Origin of the sequence: Janthinobacterium sp. 344 (genome assembly GCF_900112025.1) — a bacterium.
Taxonomy (GTDB): domain Bacteria; phylum Pseudomonadota; class Gammaproteobacteria; order Burkholderiales; family Burkholderiaceae_D; genus Janthinobacterium.
Genome location: NZ_FOKL01000003.1, coordinates 536,310 through 561,976 on the forward strand (window position 1 = coordinate 536,310; position 25,667 = coordinate 561,976).

General features: G+C 66.6%; 19 protein-coding genes. 4 read left to right on the forward strand and 15 right to left on the reverse strand.

The window, feature by feature from the left end:
* Positions 1-20 precede the first annotated feature (20 nt).
* From BM193_RS12050 to BM193_RS12060, 3 genes are all read left to right on the forward strand, one after another.
* Positions 21-1,361, forward strand: coding sequence for a sensor domain-containing protein (locus BM193_RS12050; RefSeq protein WP_092797950.1), 1,341 nt, complete (start codon positions 21-23; stop codon positions 1,359-1,361).
* 55 nt (positions 1,362-1,416) lie between these two features.
* Positions 1,417-1,806, forward strand: a complete 390-nt coding sequence (locus BM193_RS12055) for a hypothetical protein (RefSeq protein ID WP_092832335.1) — start codon at positions 1,417-1,419, stop codon at positions 1,804-1,806.
* A 119-nt stretch (positions 1,807-1,925) separates the two neighbouring features.
* Entirely contained in the window at positions 1,926-2,369 is a 444-nt protein-coding gene (locus BM193_RS12060) for a DUF411 domain-containing protein (RefSeq protein WP_092797952.1), read from the forward strand.
* Between the two features lie 95 nt (positions 2,370-2,464).
* Here BM193_RS12060 and BM193_RS12065 read toward each other — a convergent pair whose 3' ends face one another.
* Positions 2,465-4,696 carry an NADP-dependent isocitrate dehydrogenase gene (locus tag BM193_RS12065; protein ID WP_092798080.1) on the reverse strand — a complete coding sequence of 744 codons (2,232 nt, stop codon included), beginning with the start codon at positions 4,694-4,696 and terminating at the stop codon, positions 2,465-2,467.
* A 309-nt stretch (positions 4,697-5,005) separates the two neighbouring features.
* The gene (locus BM193_RS12070) at positions 5,006-5,242 is read right to left on the reverse strand and encodes a hypothetical protein (protein ID WP_092797953.1); all 237 of its coding nucleotides are present in this window, start codon (positions 5,240-5,242) and stop codon (positions 5,006-5,008) included.
* 62 nt (positions 5,243-5,304) lie between these two features.
* On the opposite strand from BM193_RS12070, the gene BM193_RS12075 reads away from it, so the two are divergent.
* On the forward strand, positions 5,305-6,663 hold the full coding sequence (locus tag BM193_RS12075) for an esterase/lipase family protein (protein WP_139176126.1): 1,359 nt from the start codon (positions 5,305-5,307) through the stop codon (positions 6,661-6,663).
* Between the two features lie 269 nt (positions 6,664-6,932).
* Here BM193_RS12075 and yddG read toward each other — a convergent pair whose 3' ends face one another.
* The 13 genes from yddG to BM193_RS12140 all read right to left on the reverse strand — a co-directional run bounded on the left by yddG (position 6,933) and on the right by BM193_RS12140 (position 25,644).
* Positions 6,933-7,838, reverse strand: coding sequence for an aromatic amino acid DMT transporter YddG (yddG, locus tag BM193_RS12080; protein ID WP_092797955.1), 906 nt, complete (start codon positions 7,836-7,838; stop codon positions 6,933-6,935).
* Between the two features lie 118 nt (positions 7,839-7,956).
* Positions 7,957-9,549, reverse strand: coding sequence for an aldehyde dehydrogenase (NADP(+)) (locus BM193_RS12085; RefSeq protein WP_092798081.1), 1,593 nt, complete (start codon positions 9,547-9,549; stop codon positions 7,957-7,959).
* 45 nt (positions 9,550-9,594) lie between these two features.
* Positions 9,595-10,713, reverse strand: coding sequence for a lactonase family protein (locus BM193_RS12090; RefSeq protein ID WP_254786086.1), 1,119 nt, complete (start codon positions 10,711-10,713; stop codon positions 9,595-9,597).
* Positions 10,710-12,305, reverse strand: coding sequence for a methyl-accepting chemotaxis protein (locus BM193_RS12095; protein WP_092797957.1), 1,596 nt, complete (start codon positions 12,303-12,305; stop codon positions 10,710-10,712). The genes BM193_RS12090 and BM193_RS12095 overlap by 4 nt, the downstream gene beginning before the upstream one ends.
* Positions 12,306-13,610, reverse strand: coding sequence for an MFS transporter (locus BM193_RS12100; RefSeq protein WP_368087086.1), 1,305 nt, complete (start codon positions 13,608-13,610; stop codon positions 12,306-12,308).
* A 27-nt stretch (positions 13,611-13,637) separates the two neighbouring features.
* The gene (locus tag BM193_RS12105) at positions 13,638-15,527 is read right to left on the reverse strand and encodes a PD40 domain-containing protein (RefSeq protein ID WP_092797958.1); all 1,890 of its coding nucleotides are present in this window, start codon (positions 15,525-15,527) and stop codon (positions 13,638-13,640) included.
* Positions 15,528-15,577: 50 nt separating this feature from the next.
* Entirely contained in the window at positions 15,578-18,013 is a 2,436-nt protein-coding gene (locus BM193_RS12110; protein ID WP_092797959.1) for an efflux RND transporter permease subunit, read from the reverse strand.
* A gap of 5 nt (positions 18,014-18,018) precedes the next feature.
* Complete coding sequence (locus BM193_RS12115; RefSeq protein ID WP_175533263.1) at positions 18,019-19,176, reverse strand: WD40/YVTN/BNR-like repeat-containing protein; 1,158 nt, start codon at positions 19,174-19,176, stop codon at positions 18,019-18,021.
* A 5-nt stretch (positions 19,177-19,181) separates the two neighbouring features.
* Positions 19,182-20,531, reverse strand: coding sequence for a DUF1329 domain-containing protein (locus tag BM193_RS12120; protein ID WP_092797960.1), 1,350 nt, complete (start codon positions 20,529-20,531; stop codon positions 19,182-19,184).
* Positions 20,532-20,555: 24 nt separating this feature from the next.
* Positions 20,556-22,160, reverse strand: coding sequence for a DUF1302 domain-containing protein (locus tag BM193_RS12125; RefSeq protein ID WP_092797961.1), 1,605 nt, complete (start codon positions 22,158-22,160; stop codon positions 20,556-20,558).
* Positions 22,161-22,314: 154 nt separating this feature from the next.
* On the reverse strand, positions 22,315-23,208 hold the full coding sequence (locus BM193_RS12130) for a substrate-binding domain-containing protein (protein ID WP_092797962.1): 894 nt from the start codon (positions 23,206-23,208) through the stop codon (positions 22,315-22,317).
* A 20-nt stretch (positions 23,209-23,228) separates the two neighbouring features.
* Complete coding sequence (locus tag BM193_RS12135) at positions 23,229-24,785, reverse strand: acetolactate synthase large subunit (protein WP_092797963.1); 1,557 nt, start codon at positions 24,783-24,785, stop codon at positions 23,229-23,231.
* Position 24,786: 1 nt separating this feature from the next.
* Entirely contained in the window at positions 24,787-25,644 is an 858-nt protein-coding gene (locus BM193_RS12140) for an HpcH/HpaI aldolase family protein (protein ID WP_092797964.1), read from the reverse strand.
* Positions 25,645-25,667: the final 23 nt, after the last annotated feature.

Sequence of the window (25,667 nt, forward strand, 5' to 3'; positions counted from 1 at the left end):
ATGTCTCAAAATGAAAGTCTATGGAACACAAGATTCTGCGCGCGCCGCTGGCCAGCTTTACCGACTTGTTGCTCGACGCCGTGTGCATGGTCGACGTGGACGGCCGCTTCGTGTTCGTCAGCGCCGCCTGCGAACGCATCTTTGGCTACACGCAGCAGGAAATGGTGGGCCTGCCAATGATCGATCTGGTCGCCCCCGCCGACCGCGCGCGCACCCTGGCGGCCGCCCGGGCCATCATGGATGGCCACGCGCAGACGCACTTTGAAAACCGCTACCTGCGCAAGGATGGCCGGCTCGTGCATATCATGTGGTCGGCCCGCTGGTCCGCCGCCGACCAGCTGCGCGTCGCCGTGGCGCGCGATGTCAGCGCGCTCAAGCAGGCGCAGGCAAAACAGGCTGCGCTGTATGCCATTTCGGAGGCGGTACATGCCGCGCAAGCGCTGCCCGACTTGCTCCACGCCATACAGCAGATCATCGGCGAACATTTGCCCGTGGGCACACTGACCCTTGTTTTGCAGGATGAACACGGCCGCCCCGTCAGGCTGTCCAGCCGCGCCGATGCCGGCGTGGCGCCGCCGCCCACGCCACTGGCCAGCTTGCTGTGCGATGAAGTCCTGCATAGCGGCAATCCACTGCACTTGCCCGCGGAACGGATGGCGCACCTGCCAGCGGCGTTGCAGGCCGCAGCAGGCCCCCGGGCGCCCAGCTGCCTTGGCGTACCGCTGCAGGCCTCGCACGGCTGCATCGGCGCGCTGGCCTTGCAATGCACGCAGGACGGCGCCGCCTGCACGGCGCAAGACCAGGACTTGCTGCAGTTCATCGCCAAGCAACTGGCTACCGCCATCGAACGCCAGCAGTTGCAGCAGCAGATGCACTTCATGGCCATGCATGATGAACTGACCCGGCTGCCGAACCGCCGCCTGTTCCACGACCGCCTGCAGACGGCGTTCGCGCGCGCGCTGCGCCAGCAAGGCCGCTTGTCGCTGTTGTTTCTCGATCTGGACAACTTCAAGCTCGTCAACGACCAGCATGGCCATGCCTGCGGCGATTTGCTGCTGCAAGCGGTGGCGGGCAAGATCAAGGATTGCTTGCGAGAAAGCGACACCCTGGCCCGCCTTGGCGGGGACGAATTCGTCATCCTTGTCGAGCATCACACGCTCGACAGCGACGTCGCCTGCATCGAGCGGAAGATCCACCTGGCGCTGGCGGCGCCCGTCCACCTCGGCGATGGGCGGCAATTGCCCGTCGCCGTCAGTGTCGGCGTCGCCCACTATCCCGAGCATGGCGAAACCATGCAGCAACTGCTGCGCCACGCCGACCGCGCCATGTACGACGCCAAGTCCTCGCGCACGGCCGGCTGACACGTACGCGGGCGGCAGGAAAACCGCACCGCCGCCCATGGTATACTGCGCGCCGATGCTCAGACTCTTCAAAACATGGTTGATCCTGCTCCTGATCACGGCGGTCCCGCTGCACGCGGCCACTGCCGGCCTCGGCCTGCCTTGCGCATCCGCCCCGGCCCAGGCCGTCGCGGCCATGCCGATGGCCCCGTGCCACCGCCATGCCGTCATGCCGGCCTCGACAGATGAGGCCGCAAAGCGCGCCGGCGACAGTGACGGGCAAAACCAGCATACCGCCTGCAGCGCCTGCTCCGCCCTGTGCATGGGCGCCTTCATGGCGCCGCCCATGCCTGGCGCGCTGCCCATCCTGCGCGGCGCGGAACGCGTCAGCATCGCCGCCATGCCCCTGCATACCGGAATCATCCCCGACGGCTTGCGCCGCCCTCCCCGGCGCCTGCGCGCCTGAGACCTGCGCCAGCGCAGCGCGCACGCCGCGCGCGGCGATGGCTGCCACCAGCGTGCCTCGTGGCACGCTTTGTTCCCTTGCATCGACTGCACTTTTCTCTTACTTGAGCAGGTAAAAACATGATCAAACAGTTGTTACTGCGCGCCGCCTTCGCCGGCATGCTGGGCTTGCCCGTACTCGCCATGGCGGCCACGCCCGTCATCGAAGTCTTCAAAAGCGCCTCGTGCGGCTGCTGCTCCGCATGGATACGGCACCTGGAAGCGAACGGCTTCACGGTGCGCGCGAAAAACGTGGAGATGCCCGCGCAATACCGCAAGCTGGCCGGCATTCCGGACGCGCTCGGCTCCTGCCACACGGGCATCGTCAACGGCTACGCCATCGAAGGCCACGTGCCCGCCAGCGACATCAAGCAGCTGCTGCGCGACAAGCCCAAGGCGAAAGGCCTGGCCGTGCCCGCCATGCCCATGGGCTCGCCCGGCATGGAAGGCCCGCACAAGGACGCCTACGACGTGCTGCTGGTGAAAAACAATGGCAGCACCACGGTCTACAAGCACTACCCATAAATAAGCCGTGGAAATGAAAAACGCCGCCGGAATCGCTTCCGGCGGCGTTTTTTAATCCAGCAGCAGTAAAGAACTTACTGCCGATCAAGATTACATCAGATGGTGTCGAGCACGGCGTTCAGGCTGGCGCTCGGACGCATGACGGCTTCCGTCTTCGCCGGATCGGGCAGGTAGTAGCCGCCGATATCCGTTTCCTTGCCTTGCACGGCCTTCAGTTCGGCAACGATCTTTTCTTCGTTGTCGGCCAGGGCCTTGGCCACTGGCGCGAAGTGGGCCGCCAGTTCCGCGTCATCCTTCTGCGCCGCCAGGGCTTGCGCCCAGTACATGGCCAGGTAGAAATGGCTGCCGCGATTGTCCAGCTCGCCGGTGCGTGGCGATGGCGACTTGTTGTTGTCCAACAGTTTGCCGGTGGCTTCGTCCAGGGTTTTCGCCAGGATCTTGGCCTTCGCATTGCCCGTCTTGATGCCCATGTCTTCCAGCGACACGGCCAGCGCCAGGAACTCGCCCAGCGAATCCCAGCGCAGGTGGTTCTCTTCCACCAGCTGCTTGACGTGCTTCGGTGCCGAACCGCCGGCGCCCGTTTCGTACATGCCGCCACCGGCCATCAACGGCACGATCGACAGCATCTTGGCGGAGGTGCCCAGTTCCAGGATCGGGAACAGGTCGGTCAGGTAGTCGCGCAGGATGTTGCCCGTCACGGAGATGGTGTCCAGGCCGCGGAAGGCGCGTTCCAGCGTGTAGCGCATGGCGCGCGTCTGCGACATGATCTGGATGTCCAGGCCGCTGGTGTCGTGATCCTTCAGGTAAACCTGTACCTTCTTGATGACTTCGTTCTCGTGCGGACGATAGCTGTCCAGCCAGAACACGGCTGGCATGCCCGAGTTGCGCGCGCGCGTGACGGCCAGCTTGACCCAGTCGCGGATCGGCGCGTCCTTGACCTGGCACATGCGCCAGATGTCGCCCTCTTCCACCGTTTGCGTCAGCAGCACTTCGCCCGTTTCCAGGTCGGTGATGTTGGCGATGCCGCCTTCCGGCACTTCAAAGGTCTTGTCGTGCGAACCGTATTCTTCCGCCTGCTGCGCCATCAGGCCCACGTTCGGCACGGTGCCCATGGTCTTCGGATCGAAGTTGCCATGCCATTTGCAGAAGCCGATCATTTCCTGGTAGATGCGCGCGAACGTCGATTCCGGCATCACGGCCTTGACGTCCTTCGGACGGCCATCGGCGCCCCACATCTTGCCGCCGATACGGATCATGGCAGGCATCGACGCGTCGACGATGATGTCGTTCGGCGAGTGGAAGTTGGTGATGCCCTTGGCCGAATCGACCATGGCCAGTTCCGGACGGTTGGCGTGGCAGGCGTGCAGATCCTTGAGGATTTCATCCTTTTGCGACGCCGGCAACGTTTCGATCTTGTCGTACAGGTTGCTCATGCCATTGTTGACATTCACGCCCAGCTTGTCGAACAGTTCGGCGTGCTTGGCGAACGCGTCCTTGTAGAAAATGCGCACGCAGTGGCCGAAGACGATCGGGTGCGACACTTTCATCATGGTCGCCTTGACGTGCAGCGAGAACATCACGCCCGTCTTGAAGGCGTCGTCGATTTCCTTCTCGTAGAACTCCAGCAGCGCTTTCTTGCTCATGAACATGCTGTCGATGATCTCGCCCGCTTGCAGGGAGACCTTCGGTTTCAGCACGATGGTCTTGCCCGAGGCCGTGACCAGTTCCATCTTGACGTCGCGCGCTTTTTCCAGGGTCAGCGATTTTTCGCCGTGGTAGAAGTCGCCATGGTGCATGTGCGAGACGTGGGTCTGCGACGCCTGGCTCCACTCGCCCATCGAATGCGGGTGCTTGCGCGCGTATTCCTTGACGGCCTTCGGTGCGCGGCGGTCGGAGTTGCCTTCACGCAGAACCGGGTTGACGGAGCTGCCGATGCACTTGCCGTAGCGCGCTTTCAAGGCTTTTTCTTCGTCCGTTTTCGCGTCTTCCGGGTAATCCGGCAGCTTGTAGCCACGGCTTTGCAGTTCGCGCACGCAGGCGATCAGCTGGCCTTGCGAGGCGCTGATGTTGGGCAGCTTGATGATGTTGGTGTCCGGCAGCTGGGTCAGTTTGCCCAGTTCAGCCAGGGTGTTCGGGACTTTTTGCGCGTCCGTCAGGAATTCCGGGAACTCAGCCAGTACACGCGCCGCCACCGAAATATCGCTGGAAACGACGTCCACGCCGGCCGGCGCGGTGAATTTTTTGATAATTGGCAGCAGGGAATACGTCGCGAGCAGCGGCGCCTCGTCAGTCAGCGTGTAGATGATTTTGGATTTTTGTGTTGCCATGTTCATTCCCTTGTATGCGGTGATGCCTGGTGGTTAACTTTCTTCATTCCAAACACAGGACGGTTAGCCTTGCTTTGGACGGCTAGTGTGCCGGCGGTGACGCCGTGCTTGCCCACCACGTATTTTAGACTGTCCTGCCGCTGTTTGTGTATCCGATGGCGAGGAATCTTATATAAGACAGCAAATATGCCGGGCTAACAGGCCCCAGTGACGGTTTTCCGCCGGGAAATAGGTGCAAGCGGCCCGCCACGGCATGTGCGAGACATTGGAAACCAATGCTTTATTGAAAATAAATTCACGCAAACCGTATCACGAGCGCTCGTTCTTGACGATGCCGCGCACATTCGTCAGCGCCAGGCAGGCGTTCAGGACGATCAGCGCCCAGGCCTCGTCTTGCCAGCCCCAGCAGACCCATAGCACGTTGCTGAACAAGAAAACCCAGAAGCCCGCAAAGCGCCGCGCGGCCGTGCGCGATCCCACCAGCCAGGCCGCCAGCAGCGAGGCGGCCATGGCTGGCCATTGCAATAATGCGATGAGGTCGGACATGTTTCCTCCTGTTGTCGCGGGTGGCGATCTTGCCAGCGACCTTATGCCGGCAGTGCGGGAAATTGAAAATTCGTCAAGCCGGTCAATTCTGGCGCGCAATTTCCTTTAAACTTGTGCTTTTCTGCAACGTTGCCGCTTTTAAACAATGCGCAAGCGGCATGCAGACCTGGATTTCCCCTGACTCCTTCGCCACGCCCTGTATGCAAATTCCCAAAATTCTCGGACTGATCCTGCTGAACCTGCTGATATCGGCCTTCCTGATCGTCGCTGCCCTGCTGGCAGCCGGACTCGGCTGCTACACCCGCCTGAAAACGCTGTTCTTGCGCAACAGGGAACAGCAGCGCCTGGGCGTGCACAGCGAGGACGGGCTGCCCCTCGACCAGTCCACTGCGGATATTACCGTGATCGCCATCCACGGCACGTTCGCACAAGGCGCGCAGTGGACGAAGACGACGTCAGCCTTGTCGAAGAAAATCAGGGCGGGCATTGAAAACAAGGGACGCACGCTGGCCTGGCATTGCCTGTCCTGGACGGGCGGCAACCGGGTCACGGACCGCAACCAGGCCGTCGCCCTGCTGCACGCGGCGCTCGACACCGTGCTGACGTCCAGTCCCGAGCGGCCCGTGATCCTGCTGGCGCACAGCCACGGCGGCAACATCGCCCTGAAGGCGGCGGAATCGTTCACCCGGCACAAGAATCTGCATATTGTCACGATGGCAACGCCATTCCTGTTTGCCCAGCCCCGTCCCGATGCGGAACGCCTGATCTCCGTCGTGGGATGCTGCTGCGTCATCGTCTCGTTCCTGGCCGGCTGGCTGCTGCTCGCACTCATCGCACCGCTGTACGGCATGGCGCCATTCGGCCTGGCATCGCTGGCGGCGGGCTTTATCATGTTCATACTGATACTGTATATTTTTGCCAGGGACTGGGATGCCATTGACACCGACCGGGAACGCGTCTTGCGGGCCACGCCCGATCCCGGGAAGATCATGCCGCTGGCTTCCCGCACCCTGATCTGCACGCGGGCCGGCGACGAAGCGGATGGCGCGATCAAGGTTGCAGCGCTGATCAGTGGCTGGATCAGCCAGCAGATGCGCCTGGCGCGGTTTGACCCCATGAACTTCAAGGTCGGCACGCTCACCCAGTGCGAGTATCTCCTCAAGCTGCTGGCGGGCGCGGCGTGCATGACGGTGCTGCATCGTGTCGTCGGCACCAGCACGGCACTGGCGGCGGCCACGGTGGCGATCAGTTCAAGCGAGACGCCGCCAGGCCGGTGGGAACACGCGCAAAGCCTGCAATCGGTCGGGGCATCCGCGCTGCTCATGGGTCACTCGCAGATCTACGGCGATGAACAGGTGGTGGCGGACATTGCGCGCTGGATCCGGCAGCGGACCACCGGCCAGGCTGGCGGGCACAGCTAGTCACAAGGTCCGCCCTGGGTCATCCGCAGGGCGTCAGTTTTCCCATCCATGACAGGGGCGCCAAAAACCCCAGGGACATGTGCTGCTGGCAGCCCATTGCGCCGGACGGCGATTGGCGATTGGCTGTTGGCGATTACGCGCGCGGCATCGGCTTTAACGCCAGCGAGCCGGACAGAAGCAAGCACTGGTGCGTGAACAAGACCGGCGCCTGGCCCCCATTGCCACACTGTCTGATGATGCTAGCTTGATCCTGCCCACCCGGGGCGGCGTCAGCCGATGACCGGGCGGGCACGCCTCGTGCGCGTCGCCAGCCAGCACAGCACGGCGCCGCCGCACACCATCGCCGCGCCTTGCCAGAAGGCCCAGGACAACGGCGTGCGCAGCAGCAGCGACGAGAGCGCGGCCGACAGCACGGGAATAAAGTACGAGGCGCCGGCCAGGAGCGTGACATTGCCGTGCAAAATGCCCACGTTCCAGGCGCCGTAGCCCAAGCCCATGGCGCCGGCGGCCAGCAGCAGATACATGACGGCCTCGGCACTGAACGCCATGGGGCCGCCGCCCTGCAGCAGGTATTTGATCCACAAGCTGGCCGAAACGAGCAGGAAGAACAGGGTCACGCCATTCTTGCCCTGCGCGCTGCGCGCCGTCACGGTGCAATACGCGGCCCAGATCAGCGCGCCGGCAAAGGCCAGGCCATAGCTGAGCGGGTTGCCCCGCACGTTGGCCACGGTACCGGCCAGGTCGAAGCCCTGTTCGCCGCCCAGCACCCAGCAGATGCCGGCGACGGACAGCAGGAAACCCGGCACGATGAGGAAATTGCTTTTCTGCCCATTGAACACGATGGCCGCGACGATGGTAAATGTGGGCCACAGATAGTTCACCATGCCCACCTCGATGGCCTGGCGCGCCGTGCTGGCATGGCCGATCGACAGGGCCAGGCACAGCTCATAGGTGACGAACAGCACGCTGCCCCAGAGCAGGTAGCGACGCGGAAATTCGCTCGGCCGGGTGTAGCCCACGGACAGCAGCAGGAACACCGAGGCCACGCTGTACAGCATCGCCGCCCCGCCCGTAGGTCCCAGCAGCTCGCTGACGCTGCGGATCAGGCCGACAATGGAACTCCACAGCAGGATGGCAACCAGCCCGGTCAGGGTGGCCTTGTTGGTGTTTTTCATCGTTAATCTATTACGCAGGTGATGCAATCAAATGCCCGCAGGCGGGCAGACCATACACCCTGTCGTTCGCCGGCGCAATGGCCGGGGCGCTACCGGCAGGCGCCGCCCCACGCGTCCGTCAGCGCCACGGGCCGCCGGCCAGCCGCAGCACCCCGTCCACGCGGCGGTTCAAGCCCAGCGGATTGTCCTCCTGCAAGGCGGCCGGCAGCAGCGCGTCCGGCATGTCCTGGTAGCTGACAGGGCGCAGAAAGCGCGCGATGGCATGGCTGCCCACCGAGGTAGTGCGGCTGTCCGAGGTCGACGGGAACGGCCCGCCATGCACCATGGCATGCCCCACTTCCACGCCCGTGCCGAAGCCGTTGACGAGGATGCGGCCCACGCGTCGTTCCAGCGCGGGCAGCAGCGCCGCCGCAGCCGCATGGTCGTCCGCATCGATGTGCAGGGCCGCCGTCAATTGGCCTTCCAGCGCCTCGACGATGGCGTGCATGCTGGCAAAGTCGGGGCAGCGCACGAGCAGCGACGCCGCGCCAAAGACTTCTTCCTGCAGGGCGGGGTCGCGGCGAAATGCCTGGGCCGTGGTGGAAAACAGGGCCGATTGGCATTGGCAGCCGCTGCCGTCCTTGCCGCGCGCCTCGACGCGCACGTCCGCATGACTCGCCAGGGCCGCCACGGACGCCGCATAGCTGCCGTGGATGGCGGGCGTGAGCATGGTGGCGGCCGGCATATCGGACAAGGCGGCCACGGCGGCACCGAGGAAGCGCTCCAGGTCCGGCCCGTCGACGGCCAGGATGAGGCCGGGATTGGTGCAGAACTGGCCGGCGCCCATGGTCAGCGCCGTGGCGAACGCCGTGCCGATGGCTTCGGCACGGGCCGCCAGCGCGTGCGGGAACAGCAGCACCGGGTTGATGCTGCTCATTTCCGCATACACGGGGATCGGCTCATGCCGCGCCGCCGCCAGCCGCATCAGGGCCGTGCCGCCGCTGCGCGAGCCGGTAAAACCCACGGCCTTGATGCGATGGTCGCTGACGAGACCTTGGCCCACCTGGCGGCCGCTGTCGAACAGCAGCGAAAACGTGCCTTCCGGCAAGCCGCAGTCGAACACGGCTTGCTGGATCGCCCTGCCCACCAGCGCCGACGTGCCCGGATGCGCGGAATGGGCCTTGACGATAACGGGACAGCCGGCCGCCAGCGCCGAGGCCGTATCGCCGCCGGCGACGGAAAACGCCAGCGGGAAATTGCTGGCGCCAAACACGGCCACGGGACCGAGCGCGATCTGGCGCATGCGCAAGTCCACGCGCGGCAGCGGCTGGCGCGCGGGCTGGGCCGGGTCCACCCGCAGGTCGAGGAAATCGCCCGCGCGCACGACGGCGGCGAACAGGCGCAACTGGCCCACCGTGCGGCCGCGCTCGCCTTCCAGGCGGGCGCGCGGCAGGCCGCTTTCGGCCATGCAGCGCTCGATCAGTACATCGCCGATGGCCAGGATATTGGCGGCGATCTGCTCCAGAAAGACGGCCCGCTCTTCCAGCGTGGTCTCGCGGTAGGCGTCGAAGCCTTGCCACGCCAAGGCGCACGCCTGTTCCAGGTCATCCAGGGTGGCGCCGCCAAAAGCGGGCTCCAGGATGGCGCCCGTGGCGGGATCGGTGGCGTGGATGACGCCGTTGCTTCCCGCAACACGGCGGGCGCCGATGAGTAAATCAGTCGAAACAGACATATTTTCTTTCAGTGAAATAAAATCGTGCGCCAAATCGTGCGCCACTCAGGGCATGAAACTGAGGTTGACGGGCGTGGCCACGGCCACCGACATGCCGGCGTCCGACAGCAGGCCGCTGGCCGCGTCGACGCCGAAGACGTGCACGCCGCCGCTGCGCTGGTTGGCCACCAGCAGCCATTTTCCCGATGCATGCAGGGCGAAGCTCCACGGCGTCTCGCCGCCCGAGCCGATGCGCTGCAGCAGGGCCAGCTGGCCCGAGGTCGCATCGACGCCATACACGAGCAGCGCGTGCTCGCCCCGGTTGGCGACATACAGGAAGCGGCCATCGGCCGAGCGGGCGAGCTCCGCACCGCTCTTCGCGCCGGCGAAGCCGTCGCTGCTGGTCGCCACGGTCTGCAGCAGCGACAGGCGGCCCGCGTCCGCCTCCCAGCCCAGCGCCATGACGTCGGCGCTCAGTTCATTGAGCAGGTAGACGAAGCGCCCGTCCGCGCCAAACACCAGATGGCGCGGGCCGCTGCCGGGCGGCGCGCTGAAGGCCTGCCCGGGCGACAGTACCCGCGTGGCGGCGTCGTAGCCATACACGAAGACACGGTCGGCGCCCAGGTCCGGCACCAGCAGGTAGTTGCCCGAAGGGTCGATGGCGCTGGCGTGCGCATGCGCGCTGGCCTGGCGCCGGTGCGGGCCGGCGCCCTGCGCCTTCAGCACGGAGACCAGCGGCCCCAGGCTGCCATCGGGCCGCACGGCGATGCTGGCGCTGGAGCCGCCGGCGAAATTGGCGGCGAACAGCGTGTGCGACGTCAGGTCCAGCGACAGGTGCGTGGCGCCGTTGCCGCCCGTGGGCGCCTGATTCAGCTTGCGCAAGGCGCCGCTGGCGCGCTGCACGGCAAAGGCGCTGACCGTGCCTTCCTTGCCGCTGTCGTCATCGACGGCGTACAGGATGGGCAGGCGCGGGTGCGCCAGGGTCCAGGTGGGGCGCAAGCCCTCGGCCACGGGGCCGATCAGTTCCAGCTTGCCGCTGGCGGGGTCGAAGCGCAGCGCCTGGATCTGCCGGCCCTGCGAGCCGACATACACGAGTTCGGCCTGCGCGGCCGGCATCAGCGGCAGGGCCAAGGCCAGCAGGCAGACGCAGCGGGCCAGCATTTTCTGACAATAAGACATGTTCATGGCAGCTCCAGTGTCAACCAGCGATGATCGGGCAGATGCCTGGCCGGCGCCTGGCGGAAGACGGCGACGGCTTGCACCAGCTGCGCGGCCTGGCGTTGCAGGCCGGCGGCGGCGGCCGTGCTTTCTTCCACCAGCAGGGCGTTTTGCTGCGTCGTCTTGTCCATCTGCGCCACCGCCTGCCCCACGTCGCCCACGCTGCCGGCCTGCTGCGCGCTGGCCGTGCTGATCTCGGCGACGATGTCGGTCACGCGGCGGATCGACCATACGATTTCCTGCATGGTGGCGCCCGCCTCGCCCACCAGGGCCGCGCCCCGCTCCGCCTGGGCCACGCTGCCGCTGATCAGGGTCTTGATGTCGCTGGCGGCCGCCGCGCTGCGCTGCGCCAGGCTGCGCACCTCGCCCGCCACGACGGCAAAGCCGCGTCCCTGTGCGCCCGCCCGCGCCGCTTCCACGGCCGCATTCAGCGCCAGGATGTAGGTCTGGAAGGCGATGCCGTCGATCACGGCGATGGCCTCGGCGATCTTGGCGGCACTGCCCTGGATGCCGTGCATGGTCTGCACCACTTGCTCCACCAGTGCGCCGCCGCGCTCGGCCACGCTGGACGCGCCCTGCGCCATCTGGCGGGCTTGCTGCGCGTGGCCGGCGTTGTGGCGCACGGTGGCGCCCAGGTGTTCCATGCTGGCGGCCGTCTGCTGCAGCGCGCCCGCCTGCTGTTCCGTGCGCTCGCTGAGGGCCAGGCTGCCCTGCGCGATGCGCGCGCTGGTGCTGGCCACGGCCTGCGAATTGCCGCGCACCTCGCCCACCACGCGCGCCAGCGCTTCCTGCATGTCGTGCAGGGCCGCCAGCAAGGGAGAAAATTCATCGCGCGCATCGTCGTGCACGGCCACCGTCAGGTCGCCGTCGCGCACGCGTTCGGCCACGGCGCGCGAAACGGCCACGCGGCGCCCCAGCACGCTGGCCACGTGCCAGGACAACAGGCCCAGCCCGGCGATGGCACCGGCGGCCAGCGCCAGCAGCACCACCAGGGTACGGCGCGCCTCGTCCACCACCTCGCCCAGTTCGCCGCGCAGCGCGCCCTCCTGCGCCTTGACGGCGTCGCGCAGGGCCGCCAGCAATTGCGTGCGGGCCGGCACCGTCTTGTCGACCAGGAAGGCGAACGCCTCGGCCGCCTGCCCCTGTTCGATCAGCGCCACGTCTTGCGCGGCCACGGCCCAGAAGGTATCGAGCAGGGGCGGTACCGTGGCAAAGCGGGCGCGGTCCGCGTCCGTCAACAGATTGCGCTGGTAGTCGGCCATCGTTTGCGTGACCTGGCCGCGCTTTTCGGCGATGCCCGCCAGCGCGCGCCGCAACTCCGGCGCATTGCGCGCCAGCACGGCGTGACGCAACAGCAGCAGGACGCGCGTCACTTCCAGCTCCGTGGACGAGACGCGCTGCAGTTGCGGCACGCGCACGCTTTGCGTGCGCTGCGCCACGGCCGTGACGTGGTTCAGGTTCAGCCAGGCGTACAGGGCCACGCCGGCGAACGCCAGCGACAAGGCGCCGGCCACCAGATGCAGGCGCCGGGCGATGCCCGGCGAAGAGAGAATGGTCATTTAGTAGGTTCCAGGTAAAGGCATGGCTGGCGTCGCGGCCTCCGGCGCCAGCTCGTCGGCGCGGGGCGCCCATTTGCGCCGCATCAGCACCACGGTGCTGGTCGCCCCCGTCAGCAGGAAGCCGAAGATGGCCAGCATGGGCAGCTCGTAGCTGCCGCCCACGTGCAGCAGCCAGCCCGACAGGCTGGCCGAGACGCCGCCCGCCAGGCTGGTCGCCACCTGCTGCAAGCCCGTATTCAGGCCCACGGCCTGCGTGGGAATCAGGGTCAGCTTGCACAGCGCCAGGTTGTTCGCCGTGGCCAGGCCCAGCAGGGACAGCGACAGCACGTTCCAGAACAGCGCCAGCGGCAGGCTGGGCGCATACGCCCCCAGCAGCACGCTGGTGCCGCCGATGAAGCCGGCGACAACGAAACACTTGCGCACCAGCACGGCGTCATGCCCGCGCGCGATGATGCGGTCCGCCGCCCAGCCGGCGATGGCGGCCACGATGGCGATGCCGGCAAAGCTGAAGAAGGTATATAGCCCCGACTGCTTCAGCGACAGGCCCCGCTGCTCCACCAGGTAGGCGGGCATCCAGCTCATGCAGTAAAAGGTAAAGTAGCCATAGCAAAAGTTATTCACCAGGCCGCCCCAGACCACGGGACTGGCCAGCAGATTCGACAGCGGCACGCAGGCGGCGCGCCGGCCCGCCGCGGCCAGCTGACCCGGCGTGGGGAAATCGTCACGCACCAGGCGCAGCCATGGCACCAGCCACAGCAGCCCGGCCAGCCCCGTGACGATGAACATCCATTGCCAGGAATACGTGACGATCATCCATGCCGCCAGCGGCGCGCCCAGCGCCGGGCCCATCTTGCCGCCGATGGAAAAGATGCCCAGCGCCGTGCCCTTTTTCGTTTCATCGAAGTTGTTGGCCAGGTAGCGGTAGGTGGCGGGCACCACCACCGCTTCCGTCACGCCGATCAGCAGACGCATGAGGATCAGCGCCGACAGGGTCGTCACCAGTCCCGTGGCGGCGGCGGCCAGGCACCACAGCACGAAGCAGATGGCGTACGGCCGCTTGACGCCATAGCGGTCGACCATCCAGCCCATGGGCAGCTGCACCAGGCCATACGACCAGAAGAAGGCCGAGCTGAGCCAGCCCCGCTCCACGTTCGTCAGGCCAAACTCGCGCACGAAACCGGGGTCCGCCAGCGCCGACGACAAGCTGGTGCGGTCGACGAAGGCGATCATCAGCCCCAGCGCCAGCAATGCCAGGACGGCCCAGGGATTGTCCGCCGCCCGTGTGCGCAATGGACTGTGCGCCAGCCCCGCCCGCTTCTCCGATGGCACGGCTCAGCCCTGCGGCAGGTACAGCGGCATGGAATCTTCCCACTTGCTGTCCGTCACGATGCGTTTATCCGAGCCATCGGCGTTCATCACATAGATCTGGCCATACTGCTGGAACGTCTGCTCGTACAGGGCCGCCTCGTCCCGGAAGCCGTGCTGCGAACCGCTCCACAGGATGCGGCCGTCGGCGCTCCACACGGCATGGCCATCGCTCGATTCATGGTCGGTGCAGCGGTACAGGCCCGTGCCGTCCGGGCGGATGGTGTAGACATCGTAGTTGCCCGTGTCGTCGCGGCGCGTGAACACGATGCGCTGGCCGTCCGGCGACCAGCCCGGCATGTTGTCGAGCGCCGTCGTCAGCACGCGCGACTTGCGCGTGTCCAGGTGCAGCACGCGGATGCCCTTTTCCTGCGCGCTGAAGACGCGGTAGGCCAGCTCCTTGCCGTCGGCCGAATAGCTGGGGAAGCCCGAGTGCAGGCTGCCGTCCGTCAGCTGTTCCGCGCCCGTGCCGTCGCGGCGCACGCGCCACAGGGCGGCCGTCATGGTGCTGCGCTCGGCGAACCAGTAGCCGAGGCCGAAGGCGATCCACTCGCCATCGGGCGACCAGCACGGCTGGAAGGCGCCGGCCAGACCCATGCGCACCTTCGCCTCGTTCAAGCCATTGCCCTGCGATTCGAAGACCTTGCGCTTCTCGCTGCCGTCCGGACGCATGACGTAGATGGAACTGTTGCCCAGCTGCTTGTCCGTAAACACCACCCAGCCATCGCGCGACATCAGCGGATACACGTCGACATGGCGGTAATCCCACTCCTGGTCCCAGCTGAACAGCGGTTTCAGCAAGGGGCGCACGGGCTTGAAGGCCACCTTTTCATAGATGACGGACTTGCCGTCCGCCGTCCAGCTCGGCGAGCGGATGAAGGCCTGCTTCACGGGCGCGCGCTGCGACGTGTAGGCCAGCCCCTCGTTCGGGCCGTACTTGATCAGGTAGGCGATCTCGCCATCGGCCAGGTATTGCGGCTGCAGCTTCAGGTCCGTGCCCGTCGTATGCTCCTGGCGCGCGCCGCTGGCGACATCGACGGACACGATCTGCGAATACGCCTTGCCGATGTAGTTCGGCCGCCGCGCGCCCCAGGTCGCCTCCACCGTCATTTCATAGAAGACGATGCGCTTGCCGTCCGGCGACCATTTCGGCGAACCGAGGCAATAGCCGGGCCGCGTGGCCACCTGGCGGAAACCGCTGCCGTCGGGACGGATGATATAAATGCTCAATTCCTGCGTGTGCTCCCAGCCGTGGCCCTGGTCGTGGCCCGTCCATTCCGTGTCGCGGTCGCTGGAAAAGGCCAGCCATTGGCCGTCCGCCGACCATGCCGGGCGGAAATAACAATCGGGCTTGCCGGCCTTGCCCTGCACGGCGCCGATACCCGTCAACTGGCGCAGCTGGCCCGTCGCCATGTCCTGCAGCCAGATATTCGCGCGGTAGCCATTGCGCGTGGAAACGAAGGCCAGGGTGCGGCCATCGGGCGACAGCACGGCCGCGTCATCGACGGAATCGCTGGCCACCACGGGCGTGATGGCGCTGCCGTCCGGCCAGGCGCGGTAGACGTCGGACTGGCCGTCGCCGCGCCGCTCGGAGGTAAACAGCAGCCATGCGCCGTTCGGCGACAGGCTGGCGTTGTATTCGAAGGCAGTGTCACCCAGCAGCTTGCGCTCGTTGCTGCCATCGAGGCTGGCGATGAACAGCTGCGAAACGGAAGGGGCGATGCGGTTCATCAGCATCACGCCCTTCTTCTTTACGGCCGCGCTGGCGATACCCTGCGCCCTGGCCAGGGCGGCAAACGGCAGCTGGCTGGCCAGTGCGGCCGAGCCGAACAGGCGCAAGACTTTTCGACGATCCATGAAGTGCTCCTTTATAGTCATTGTTAAATTCACGGTATTGCTTTGGCGCACTATTTTCGTGCCCCACTATACGTATTTACTGTGTCATAAACATCGTGCACCGCATCATTGCGCGCCTGTACGGCCGCCTGCGGCTTGAGCAGGAAACAGGCCAGCGCGGGCAGCAGCACGAGGGCGCCGACCATGTTGACGATGAACATGAAGGCCAGCAAGATGCCCATGTCGGCCTGGAACTTGATGGGCGAGAAGGCCCAGGTGGCCACGCCCAGCGCCAGGGTCACGCCCGTCAGCATGACGACCTTGCCCGTCAGCAGCAGCGCGCGGTGATATGCCTGCGCCAGCGGCAAGCCCAGGCGCATCTGCGCCAGCATGATGCTCAGCACATACAGCGCGTAGTCGACGCCGATGCCCACGCCCAGCGCCGTGACGGGCAAGGTGGCCACTTTCAGGCCGATGCCCAGCCACACCATCAAGGCTTCGGCCAGCACCGAGGTCAGCGCCAGCGGGATGATGGCGCAGGCCACGGCGCGCCAGGAACGGAAGGTGAAATACGCCAGTGCCACGACGGCCGCATACACGAGCAGCAGCATTTCATGGTTGGCCTTTTCCACCACGGCATTCGTCGCCGCCTCGAAGCCCGCATTGCCGGCCGCCAGCAGGAATTGCGCATCGGCGCTGTCGTTATCCTTGGCAAACGCCGCCACTTCCCCGCTGACGCGCCGCAGGGTGGCCGCCTTGTGGTCGCTCAGGTACACCTGCAATTGCAACAAGGAAAATCCCGCATCGACGAGGCTGCGCGGCGCGCGCGAACTGGCCGTGTTCAGCGCCGCCTGGTTCGGCTGCAGCTCGTACCAGCGCGGATTGCCTTCGTTCATGCCCACGGCCGTCTGGCGCGCCAGCGAGGCCAGCGACTGCGTCGTTTCCACGCCCTCGACCTGGCGCAAGCGCCATTCCAGCTCGTCCACCTTCGCCAGCACCGCGTGCCGCATGGCGCCCTGCGCGGGCGTGCGCACCATCACCACCAGCATGTCGCTGCTGGTGCTGTAGTGGCGCGTCAGGTAGGCGTTGTCGAGGTTGTAGCGCGACTGCGGCCGCAGCTCGGGCGCGCCCGCGTCCAGGTCGCCCACCTGCAGTGCGCGGCTGGCATGCAAGCCATAGCCGCCCAGCAAGACCGCCGCCGCGATGGTGGCGACGGCCCAGCGCCGGCCCGTAAACTTGCACAGGAAAGTCCACAGGGTGCGCCCGCCCGCGTCCTGGCTGTCGGCCAGCGCGGCGCGGCGCGCGGCGCGGGGGCTGACGCCCGTATAGCTGAGCAACACCGGCAGCACGATCAGGTTGGTGAACACCAGGATGGCCACGCCCAGGCTGGCCGTGATGGCCAGGCGGCGGATGGAAGCGATGTCGAGCATCATCAGCACGGCAAAGCCCACGGCGTCGCAGGCCAGGGCCGTGAAGCCGGCCATGAACAGGCGGCGGAAGGTAAAGCGCGCCGCCACCAGGCGCGGCATGCCGCGGCCGATATCCTGCATGATGCCGTTCATCTTTTGCGCGCCGTGGCTCATGCCGATGGCAAACACGAGGAACGGCACCAGCACCGCGTACGGGTCCAGGGTAAAGCCCAGCAGCGGCAGCATGCCCAGCTGCCAGACGACGGCGACCAGGGAGCAAGCCACCACCAGCAGGGTGCTGCGCAGGCAGCGCGTGTACCAGAACACGACCACCGTGACGATCAGCGCGGCCAGACCAAAGAACAGCGCCACCTGGCGCAGGCCGTCCAGCAGGTCGCCCGCCACCTTGGCAAACCCCGTGATGTGCAGCGCCACGTGCTGGCCCGCGTACTTGGCGCGCAGGCTTTCCAGCTGCCGCGACAGGGCCGCATAGTCGAGTTCATGGCCCGCCTCGTCGCGCTCGGCCAGCGGCACGATCAGCGCGCTGGACTGGAAATCGCGCGCCACCAGCTGCCCCACTTCGCCGGAACGCTCGATATTCAGGCGCACGCGCTGCAAGGCGGCGGGCGAACCGTCGTAATCGTCGGGGATCACCGTGCCCCCTTCGTAGCCGCGCTCCGTGACGGCCGTCCAGCGCGTGGACGGCGTCCACAGCGACTTGAGCTGGCCGCGCACGACGCTGGGCAGCAGGAACACGTCGTCATTCACGTGGCGCAGGATTTCCAGGTAACGCGCATCGAGGATGCCGCCGCTGTCCTGGTGTTCGACGACGATGCGCAGGCTGTTCGCCTGCGACATGAGTTTTTGCCGCTCGGCCTGGTAATTTTGCAGGTACGGGTGGTTCATCGGCAGCATGCCGTCGAAACTGGCATTGGGCACGATGGTGGCCGCCTGCCAGCCCAGCAGTACCGTCAACAGCAGGCACAGCGCCAGCAGCCAGCGGCGGTGGCCGAAGACGAACCGCTCCAGGCGGCTGCCGGACCGCGGATCGAAAGGCGTATTGCATGCAGCTTGCGCTGCTTCAGTATCGGGATGCATGGCGTTCATGGTTGTGCGGTTTTCGTGAGACTGGCGCTGGCGCTTTGCGGCGCCAGCGCGCGGGCCAGTTCGGCCGGGGCCAGGCGCAGCAGGCCGCGCGTGCCGACGATCAGCAGGCCGCCATCGGGCGCCAGGGCCGCGCCCGTGAAGGGAAAGCGGGTGGTCATGGGCAGCGCGGCGAACGTCTGGCCCTGGTCGCGGCTGGCCAGTACCTGCCCGGCGGCGCCCAGCAGCAGCACCGTTTCATCGGGCAATTGCAGGCCCGCCAGCAGCGACGCGTCGACGGGCGTGGCCATTTCCTGCCACGGCGCGCCGGGCCGGGCGCTGCGCAGCACCTTGCCGCGCAGGCCGAACAGCATCAGGGTGCCGTCTTGCAGGGACAGGGCACCGAACAGGCTGCCTTTCGCCGGCGAGGCTTGCGCGGCAAACGGCGTGGCGTCCGGCATGCCCTGCCCCGCCGCGCGCAGCAGCAAGCCCTGCTCGCCGAACAGGAACTGTTCGTGCTGGCGTTCGGCGATGCCGTACAAGGTGCCGCCCTCCGGGTTCGGCAGGTGGCGCATCTGCGCCTGCCAGCTGGCTCCGCCGTCGCTGCTGGAAAACGCCAGGCCGTAGGCGCCCACCACCAGCACGCTGCCGTCGGCGCGCAAGCCGATGTCGAGAAAGGGCTTGTCGGCGCCTTCGTCGACAAAGCGCTGCGCATCCTGCAGCAGAAGATTCAGCGGGTGGTCGGCCTGCGCCGGATCCGGCTTGACGGCATCCCATGCCTGCCGTGCCGCCTGTGCGGCCAGCGCGGCGGCGCGCAGGCCGTCGAATACGCGCGTCCAGCTGGCGCCGCCATCCGTGGTGCGCAGCACGGCACCCATGTTGCCCACCGCCCAGCCCTCCCTGCCATTGGCAAAGCGCACGGCCGTCAGGCTGACGCTGACGGGCACTTTCGCCTGCGTCCAGTGGCGGCCCGCATCGTCCGTGTAGATGACCAGGCCCCGTTCGCCCACAGCCACCAGGCGCTCGCCGGCCCGCGCGATGGCCAGCAGATGGGCGGCCGTCGGCCGGGCCACCGTCAGGGCGGGCCGCTGCAGGGCCGCCGGCAAGGCGCCAGCCGCCTGGGCCAGCGGGGCGGCAGCGGCCAGCAGCGCCAGCATGCCGGCGCACAGGAAGGACATGCTGCTCAACGCACGCCTCCGCTGGCCAGCGCGCCCGAAGTGAAGCGGCTCAGCTGCTTGCTGTCGAAGTCCTGGTAAGACACGCCGCCCGTTTCATTGATGGCCGCCGCATACACCCAGCCGCCCGACAGCAGGTCGTGCCAGGTGTAGCTGAGGGTGCTGGCGGACGGCTCGTCGCCGGCCAGCAAGGTGTAGGCCTGGCCCGTCTTCCACAGCTTGCCCTGCGCATCCCAGGTGTCGGCCAGCACGGCTTGCCACGTGTCCTCGTCCAGATACAGGCGGCGCTTGGCGGCCACGTTGCGCTTGCCGGACGCCAGCGTGGCTTCCAGCACCCAGACGCGGTGCAGCTCCCAGCGCACGGCGTCCGGGTTCAAGGTGCCCTTGCCGATGACGGCGTTGACGGGTTTGCGGAACAGGCCGTTGTTGTTGTACGGGATGTAGATTTCCTTCTTGCCCAGCAGTTGCACCTGGTAGCGGTCCTGCGCGCCGATGAAGAGGTTGACGTCATCGAAATTGGCCAGGCCGGCGGCCGAGGCGTCGGGCGTGTCGTACACCAATGACGGTGACTTGCGCACGCGGCGCTGGCCCGGCACATACTGCCAGCCATCCTTGGGCTTGGCGTAATTGTCGACGTAGTCGATGGTCATCATGGCCTGGCCCGAATTGGCGGGCGGCTCCGTGATATCGAGGCGCGCGCGCGCCCACTCGCCACTGAACGCTTCCGGCTTGCCCTTCGGGTCGTAATACGGATACGCCAGGCTGGTGCGCTGGCGGTTGGTCAGCACGCGGTCGCCGCTGGCCGTCATCACGTATTTATCGGCCGTAAAGCTGGTCAACTGGCCACGGTAGCTGAGCATGTGGTTCCACAAGGCTTCGTGGCCATTCTTCGGCACGGGGAATGGGATGCCGCCGTAGGCGCCCTCCACTGTCAGGCCGCCATTGGCCAGCTTGGCGCGCGTGGCGTTCTGCGCCACGGCGTCGTACACGGCCGGCGCGAACACGGCGCTGCGGTGGCTGGGATAGACATCGATGCGCATGCCCGGCCACTTGGCCAGCAGCGCCTTGGTGCCATCCGTGAGCTTTTCCGCGTGCTGGGCGGCATTCGCCGACGTAATCGACAACAGCGGCTTTTCCGCCGCATACGGGTCGGCGCGCTTGTTGTCGGCGCCGACCGCCGTGGCGACGGGCTTGCCGTCCCAGGCGGGAATGCTGCCATCCTTGCTGGCGCCACGTTCGGCGCCATACGGCGTGAGCGTACCCGCTTTCAGGCTGGCGCCCGCTTGCGCCGCGGCGTCGCCGGCGGCCAGGGTCAGGGCCAGCACGAGGCTGGCGGTATGCATGATGGACGCGTTCATGATGGTTGGTCTCCTTGGTATTTTTTAGAAGCTGGTTTGCAGGCTGAAGCGGAAGTAATCGCGGTCCAGCAGCGCCTGCGACGTGGCCTTGCCCCGGTAATTGATGAACGACAGGTTGCCCGTCCACTTGGTCAGGTACACGCCCGTGACGCCGACGATGCATTCGCCACCGTGGTCGGGGCTGCCGGAAAACGGAAACGCCGTGTCGATCACGGAGCGGCCCTTGAACGACCAGCCCAGGTTCAGCGGCACGCTCAGGTCCAGGCCCGGCGCCACCTGGTACCAGGTGGGCGTGAATACCACGCGCCCGCCATAGCTGGTCTTGTTGAGTGTGGTATCGACCTTGGCCGCGTTGCGCTCGATGCTGTTGAGGTGATTCGCCGACAGTTCGCCCACCAGGCTGGAGCCGTCCCACAGGCTGGAGGCGCCGCCTATCATGGTGCCCGACAGGTTCAGGTGCGCCGTGCGGCCCGTCGGATACGGCGTATTGTCGGTGAGCCAGCTGCTGCCCGCGCCCGCCGGCAAGCTCACCGTGCCCGAGCGCGCCACCAGCGGCTGGCCGTAGCGCATCGACGCTTCCAGCCCCAGGTTGGCGCTGCCGACCAGGCGCGAGATGCTGGCGCCAAACGCGCGCACCTGGTTGGGCACGGCCAGGAAGTAGCGCTGGCTGGCCGCCTGCGTGACGATCTGCAGCGAGGTATCGTTGTAGCGGATCGCATACAGGCCGATATCGGCGTCGAGCAGCTCGCTGCGCGTGTTCAGCGCCAGGCCGAAGTTGTTCGGCAAGTCGCCCTTGGCCATGCCCGCATACTTGAGTTTCAAGGGACCCGCATACATCGATTCGGCGCCGTCGCCCAGCATGTCGGTCGCGCTCAGGTAGCTGCCGGCCGGATGCAGACGCGTGGGCCGGTACTTGAACTGCACATAGGCTTCCACGCTGGTGTCGTTACTCAGTTGCAAGGTGCTCGACAATTGCGGCACGGGAATGGTGGTTTCCTTCGCCTGCGCGCCGGGAATCGACAGCTTGTACAGGTCGATGGGCGCCATGCCCTTGGCGATGCCGTTCATGCCGAAGAACAGCGTGGTGCCCCAGATCAGCGAATGCTGGCCCAGGCGGTAGGACAAGGTGGCGTCGCCCAGCTGGTTCCTGCCGAAGACGAACCAGTCGAGCATTTCCGCGTTGCGCCCGCCGATGCGCCGCGTGTCAGGGGAAAATGCATTGTAGGGCGCCGAGACGTTGTTGCTGGTCGCCTTGGACGTGTTCGAGGTGCCGCTGTTGTAGACCGTGTCATACCACGCGGCGGCGCTCAGGCGCAGGCCGAAGCCATCCTTTTGCACGTCGAATTCGGACAGCAGGTCGGCGCGGTTCGAGATCAGGCCCTTGCTGAAATTGCGGTCGCCATCGTCGTTGTTCACCTTGGCGGCGCCGCTGATCAGGGCCGTCGAAGGCGAGTCGATGCGGTAGCCGGCGCTGTATTTGATGGTGTTGTCCCAGCGGATTTGCCACTCGCCGCCAGGATTGAGGTCGGCCGCGCCGGCCGGCGCGCCGATGGCCACCAGCATGGCGGCGAGGACTGTGAGCGCGTGGCGCGGTGCTGCGGACGTGCGGCTTCCTGCGTGCTGTTTCATCGTGTCTCCTTGATCGTTCTTATAGTTTTGGGTACTGCACCGGCGAGCGCCGCCTCTGTGGGCGGGTGGCCCGGTCCTGCAGGGATAGAATAGGGGACGCGCCGGCCAGCGTCTCTGCACAAAAGACAGATTCACTGGCACTTTTGGATACGCTTCACCCCAGCGCGCGCGTCACGTCGTCGAACAGCGCATCGACTTCCAGGCGGTGCGGGATGATCTTCTGGTCCAGCGACCAGTCGATGGCCAGCTGCAGGCCCTTGCGGTTCGCTTCCAGTCCCAGCGGGGGGAAGACGGCCGGCACGCCTTCGGCCAGCGCGCGGCTCTCGGCCAGCATGCGGTACAGTTCGCGCACGATGTCGGGCCGCTGGCGCGACAGTTCCGCGTGCACGACGAACATGTGGTTGATCGGCACCACGTTTTCGCGCGCGAACCAGTCCTTTGCGGCGGCATGCGCATCGGGCACCAGGGTGCGCACGCGGGGATCCTTCGGCATGTCCTCGCCCAGCAGCGCGGCCGCCAGTTCGCCGTGCAGCATCATGTCGGGAATCGACGCGCCCTTGGGCAGGCGCTCGCAATTGGCCGGGTCGCTGTACTCGGCCAGGTGGCCGTCGCCCAGGGTCATCCACGTCACCTTGTCCAGGTCGACGCCGTATTCGTGGCGCAGGATGCCGCGTATCCACAGCGCCGTCGTCTGCGTGTAGGTGCGCACGCCGACCTTCTTGCCTTCGATATCCTTCGGCTCCAGGTGGCCGAAATCGCTGTTGAAACCGGCGCAATGGTGCTGGAAGCGGCCCGAGATGGGCGCCGGCAGCATCACGTAGGGCTTGCCGTAGGCCCTGGCCTGCAGGAAGGTGACGATGGCCAGTTCGCCCGCGTCGAAGGCGTTCTCGCGCACCATCGCCTTGAAGCCGTTGTGCGCGGGCGTCGGGCCGCAGAAATCGAGCTGGAACAGCGCGGAGGTGACGCGGCCGTCGCGCAGCGCGCGCGTGACGGGATAGTCGGACAGGTTGATGCGCAAGGTCGGCACGCCGCTATAGTCGTGGCTCATGGGGTTTCCTTTCAAGAGAGTTATAAACGCACTTCGATCAGCGAGGGGCCAGGCTCGCGCGCCAGGTCCAGCATGGCCTGGTGGAAGCCTTCGGCCGTGTCGACGGCGACGCTGGGCACGCCCATGCTTTTCGCCATGGCCTGCCAGTCGATGCGCGGACGGTCGATGTCGATCATGGCCAGCGCCTGCGGCCCCGGCGCGCCGGCGCCCATGTTGGCGTATTCGGCCTTCAGGATGGCGTAGCTGTTGTTGGCGAAGATGATGGTGGTGATGTCCAGGCCTTCGCGCGCCTGCGTCCACAGCGACTGGATGGTGTACATGGCGCTGCCGTCGCCCACCATGCAGAACACGCGGCGTTCGGGACAGGCCAGCGCGGCGCCCGTCGCCACCGGCGTGCCGTAGCCGATCGAGCCGCCCATGTTGTTGATCAGGTCGTGCGGCGCGGCGCCCACCGTCAGGCCCATGGTTTCGCGCCCCGTGGTCAGCGATTCGTCGACGAGGATACAGTTGTCCGGCAAGGCCGCGGCCAGCGCGGCGGCGATGCTGGCCGGCGTCAGCGCGCCGCTGGGGGCCACCGCCTCGGCGCGCGGCTGGAACACGGCCGGCGTATGCGTGGCACCCAGCGCGTGGACCAGCATTTCCAGCCCCGCCTCGCAGCTTTCGCCGCTCTCGACCAGCGCATGCACGCTGGTGCCGGGCGCCTTGAGCAGGCTGGGCTTGTCGGGATAGCTGAAGAAAGCGATCGGCTCCGTCGTGTCCACCGTGATGATGTGCTTGTAGCCCTTCAGGTAGTCGATGGCCGGGCCGACCGCATACGGAATACGCTCCAGCGTGACGCGCCCCGCCCCGCGCTCGATGCGCGACGTGAAGAACTGCGTGGCCAGCCGGCAGCCCGTGGCCGCCTTGATCTTGCCCGCCAGTGCCAGCGCCCGCCCGCGCGTGGCGCGGCCCGCCAGGATGATCAGCGTCGGCTCGCCCGAGCGCAGCACCCTGGCCACGTGCTCGATGCGCGCCGCGTCCGGCAGCCTGGCCAGGCTGTCGGCGCGCGGCAGCGCCTGGGCCGGCACGGCGGGCGCGCCCGCCTGCTGCCACGAGGCGTCGCCGGGCAGGATCAGGGTGGCGATCTGGCCCGGCTGCTCGCTGGCCTTCGCCACCGCGCTGGCCACGTCCCAGGCCACGCTGCCGGCCGATTCCACGCGGCGCACCCAGTGGCTCAGGGGCCGCGCCAGGCCTTCGATATCGGACATCAGCGGCGGATCGTATTGCAGGTGCGCCGCCGAATGCTCGCCGACGATATTGAGCATGCCCGACGACGCCCGCTTGGCATTGTGGATGTTGGCCAGGCCGTTCGCCAGGCCCGGCCCCAGGTGCAGCAGGGTCGACGCCGGCGTGTCCTTCATGCGGTAGTAGCCGTCGGCGGCGCCCGTGCAGACGCCTTCGAACAGGCACAGCACGCTGCGCATGCGGGGGTTTTCCAGCGCCTTCAAAAAATGCATCTCCGAGGTGCCCGGATTGGCGAAACAGATGTCGACGCCCTGTTCGGTGAGCGTCTGGACCAGGCTTTCAGCGCCATTCATGTCAGTACCCCGCCATCTCGCGCGCCTTGCCGATCACGCCGTAGCTGCGCTGCGGGGCCGACATCAGGAAACCGTAGCCTTCCTTCAGCAAGCGCTCGTAATTGCTGCCCGTGACGTGCGGATTGCCCACCTTGACCTGGTGCTTGTGGCAGGTGGCGACGATCTGCGCCATGGCCGCCAGCACTTCCGGATGTTCGTACTGGCGCGCCAGGCCCAGTTCCTGCGACAGGTCGCCCTCGCCGATCAGCACGAAGCCCACGCCCGGCACATTGGCCAGCATGTCGTCGAGGTTCTCGATGGCCTGCGTGCTCTCGATCATCAGGCCGCACAGGATCTCGCCGTGCGGCGCCAGCGGCCAGACGTCGGCCTTGGCATAGTATTCCTGCTGGTTCAAGCCCCAGTAGCGGGCCGCATTGGCCGGGCCGTCGCCGCGCACGCCGCGCGGTTCGTACAGCGGCGCGTTCTTCGGCCGCGCATAGCGGCAGGAGGCGACGGCGTTCCAGGCTTGCTCGACGGTGGCCACGTGCGGCGTGATCACGCCATACACGCCGCGGTCCAGCACCTGCTTGGCGAACGACTGGTTCATCTCGACGCCGTTGGCGGGAATGCGCGCCAGCGGCGTGACGGCTGGCGCCACGGACGCCGCTCCAGCGATCTGCTTGCGGTTGAGCATGTACTGCAGCGCGTCGCCGAGCGCGGCCACATCGTAGGGATTGTGCTCCATCTCGAACACGATGCCGTCGTACGGCGCCTCGCTCATGTCGATGGCCGATTGTTTGTCGATCTTGGAAAAGGCGGTGAAAGCGGGCTTGCCCTGTTCCCAGGCGCGGATGATGCCGTTCAGGCGGTTGTTGCTCATGCTGTTCCTCGTTGTCTGAAGTG

What these genes read in the sequence shown, in the direction of transcription:
- BM193_RS12115 (WP_175533263.1), bottom strand. Translation starts at nt 19,176, where the DNA reads ATGTCCTTCCTGTGCGCCGGCATGCTGGCGCTGCTGGCCGCTGCCGCC.
- BM193_RS12120 (WP_092797960.1), bottom strand. Translation starts at nt 20,531, where the DNA reads ATGAACGCGTCCATCATGCATACCGCCAGCCTCGTGCTGGCCCTGACC.
- BM193_RS12130 (WP_092797962.1), bottom strand. Translation starts at nt 23,208, where the DNA reads ATGAGCCACGACTATAGCGGCGTGCCGACCTTGCGCATCAACCTGTCC.
- BM193_RS12060 (WP_092797952.1), top strand. Translation starts at nt 1,926, where the DNA reads ATGATCAAACAGTTGTTACTGCGCGCCGCCTTCGCCGGCATGCTGGGC.
- BM193_RS12135 (WP_092797963.1), bottom strand. Translation starts at nt 24,785, where the DNA reads ATGAATGGCGCTGAAAGCCTGGTCCAGACGCTCACCGAACAGGGCGTC.
- yddG (WP_092797955.1), bottom strand. Translation starts at nt 7,838, where the DNA reads ATGAAAAACACCAACAAGGCCACCCTGACCGGGCTGGTTGCCATCCTG.
- BM193_RS12140 (WP_092797964.1), bottom strand. Translation starts at nt 25,644, where the DNA reads ATGAGCAACAACCGCCTGAACGGCATCATCCGCGCCTGGGAACAGGGC.
- BM193_RS12095 (WP_092797957.1), bottom strand. Translation starts at nt 12,305, where the DNA reads ATGACCATTCTCTCTTCGCCGGGCATCGCCCGGCGCCTGCATCTGGTG.
- BM193_RS12105 (WP_092797958.1), bottom strand. Translation starts at nt 15,527, where the DNA reads ATGGATCGTCGAAAAGTCTTGCGCCTGTTCGGCTCGGCCGCACTGGCC.
- BM193_RS12070 (WP_092797953.1), bottom strand. Translation starts at nt 5,242, where the DNA reads ATGTCCGACCTCATCGCATTATTGCAATGGCCAGCCATGGCCGCCTCG.
- BM193_RS12050 (WP_092797950.1), top strand. Translation starts at nt 21, where the DNA reads ATGGAACACAAGATTCTGCGCGCGCCGCTGGCCAGCTTTACCGACTTG.
- BM193_RS12065 (WP_092798080.1), bottom strand. Translation starts at nt 4,696, where the DNA reads ATGGCAACACAAAAATCCAAAATCATCTACACGCTGACTGACGAGGCG.
- BM193_RS12055 (WP_092832335.1), top strand. Translation starts at nt 1,417, where the DNA reads ATGCTCAGACTCTTCAAAACATGGTTGATCCTGCTCCTGATCACGGCG.
- BM193_RS12085 (WP_092798081.1), bottom strand. Translation starts at nt 9,549, where the DNA reads ATGTCTGTTTCGACTGATTTACTCATCGGCGCCCGCCGTGTTGCGGGA.
- BM193_RS12110 (WP_092797959.1), bottom strand. Translation starts at nt 18,013, where the DNA reads ATGCATCCCGATACTGAAGCAGCGCAAGCTGCATGCAATACGCCTTTC.
- BM193_RS12125 (WP_092797961.1), bottom strand. Translation starts at nt 22,160, where the DNA reads ATGAAACAGCACGCAGGAAGCCGCACGTCCGCAGCACCGCGCCACGCG.
- BM193_RS12090 (WP_254786086.1), bottom strand. Translation starts at nt 10,713, where the DNA reads ATGAACATGTCTTATTGTCAGAAAATGCTGGCCCGCTGCGTCTGCCTG.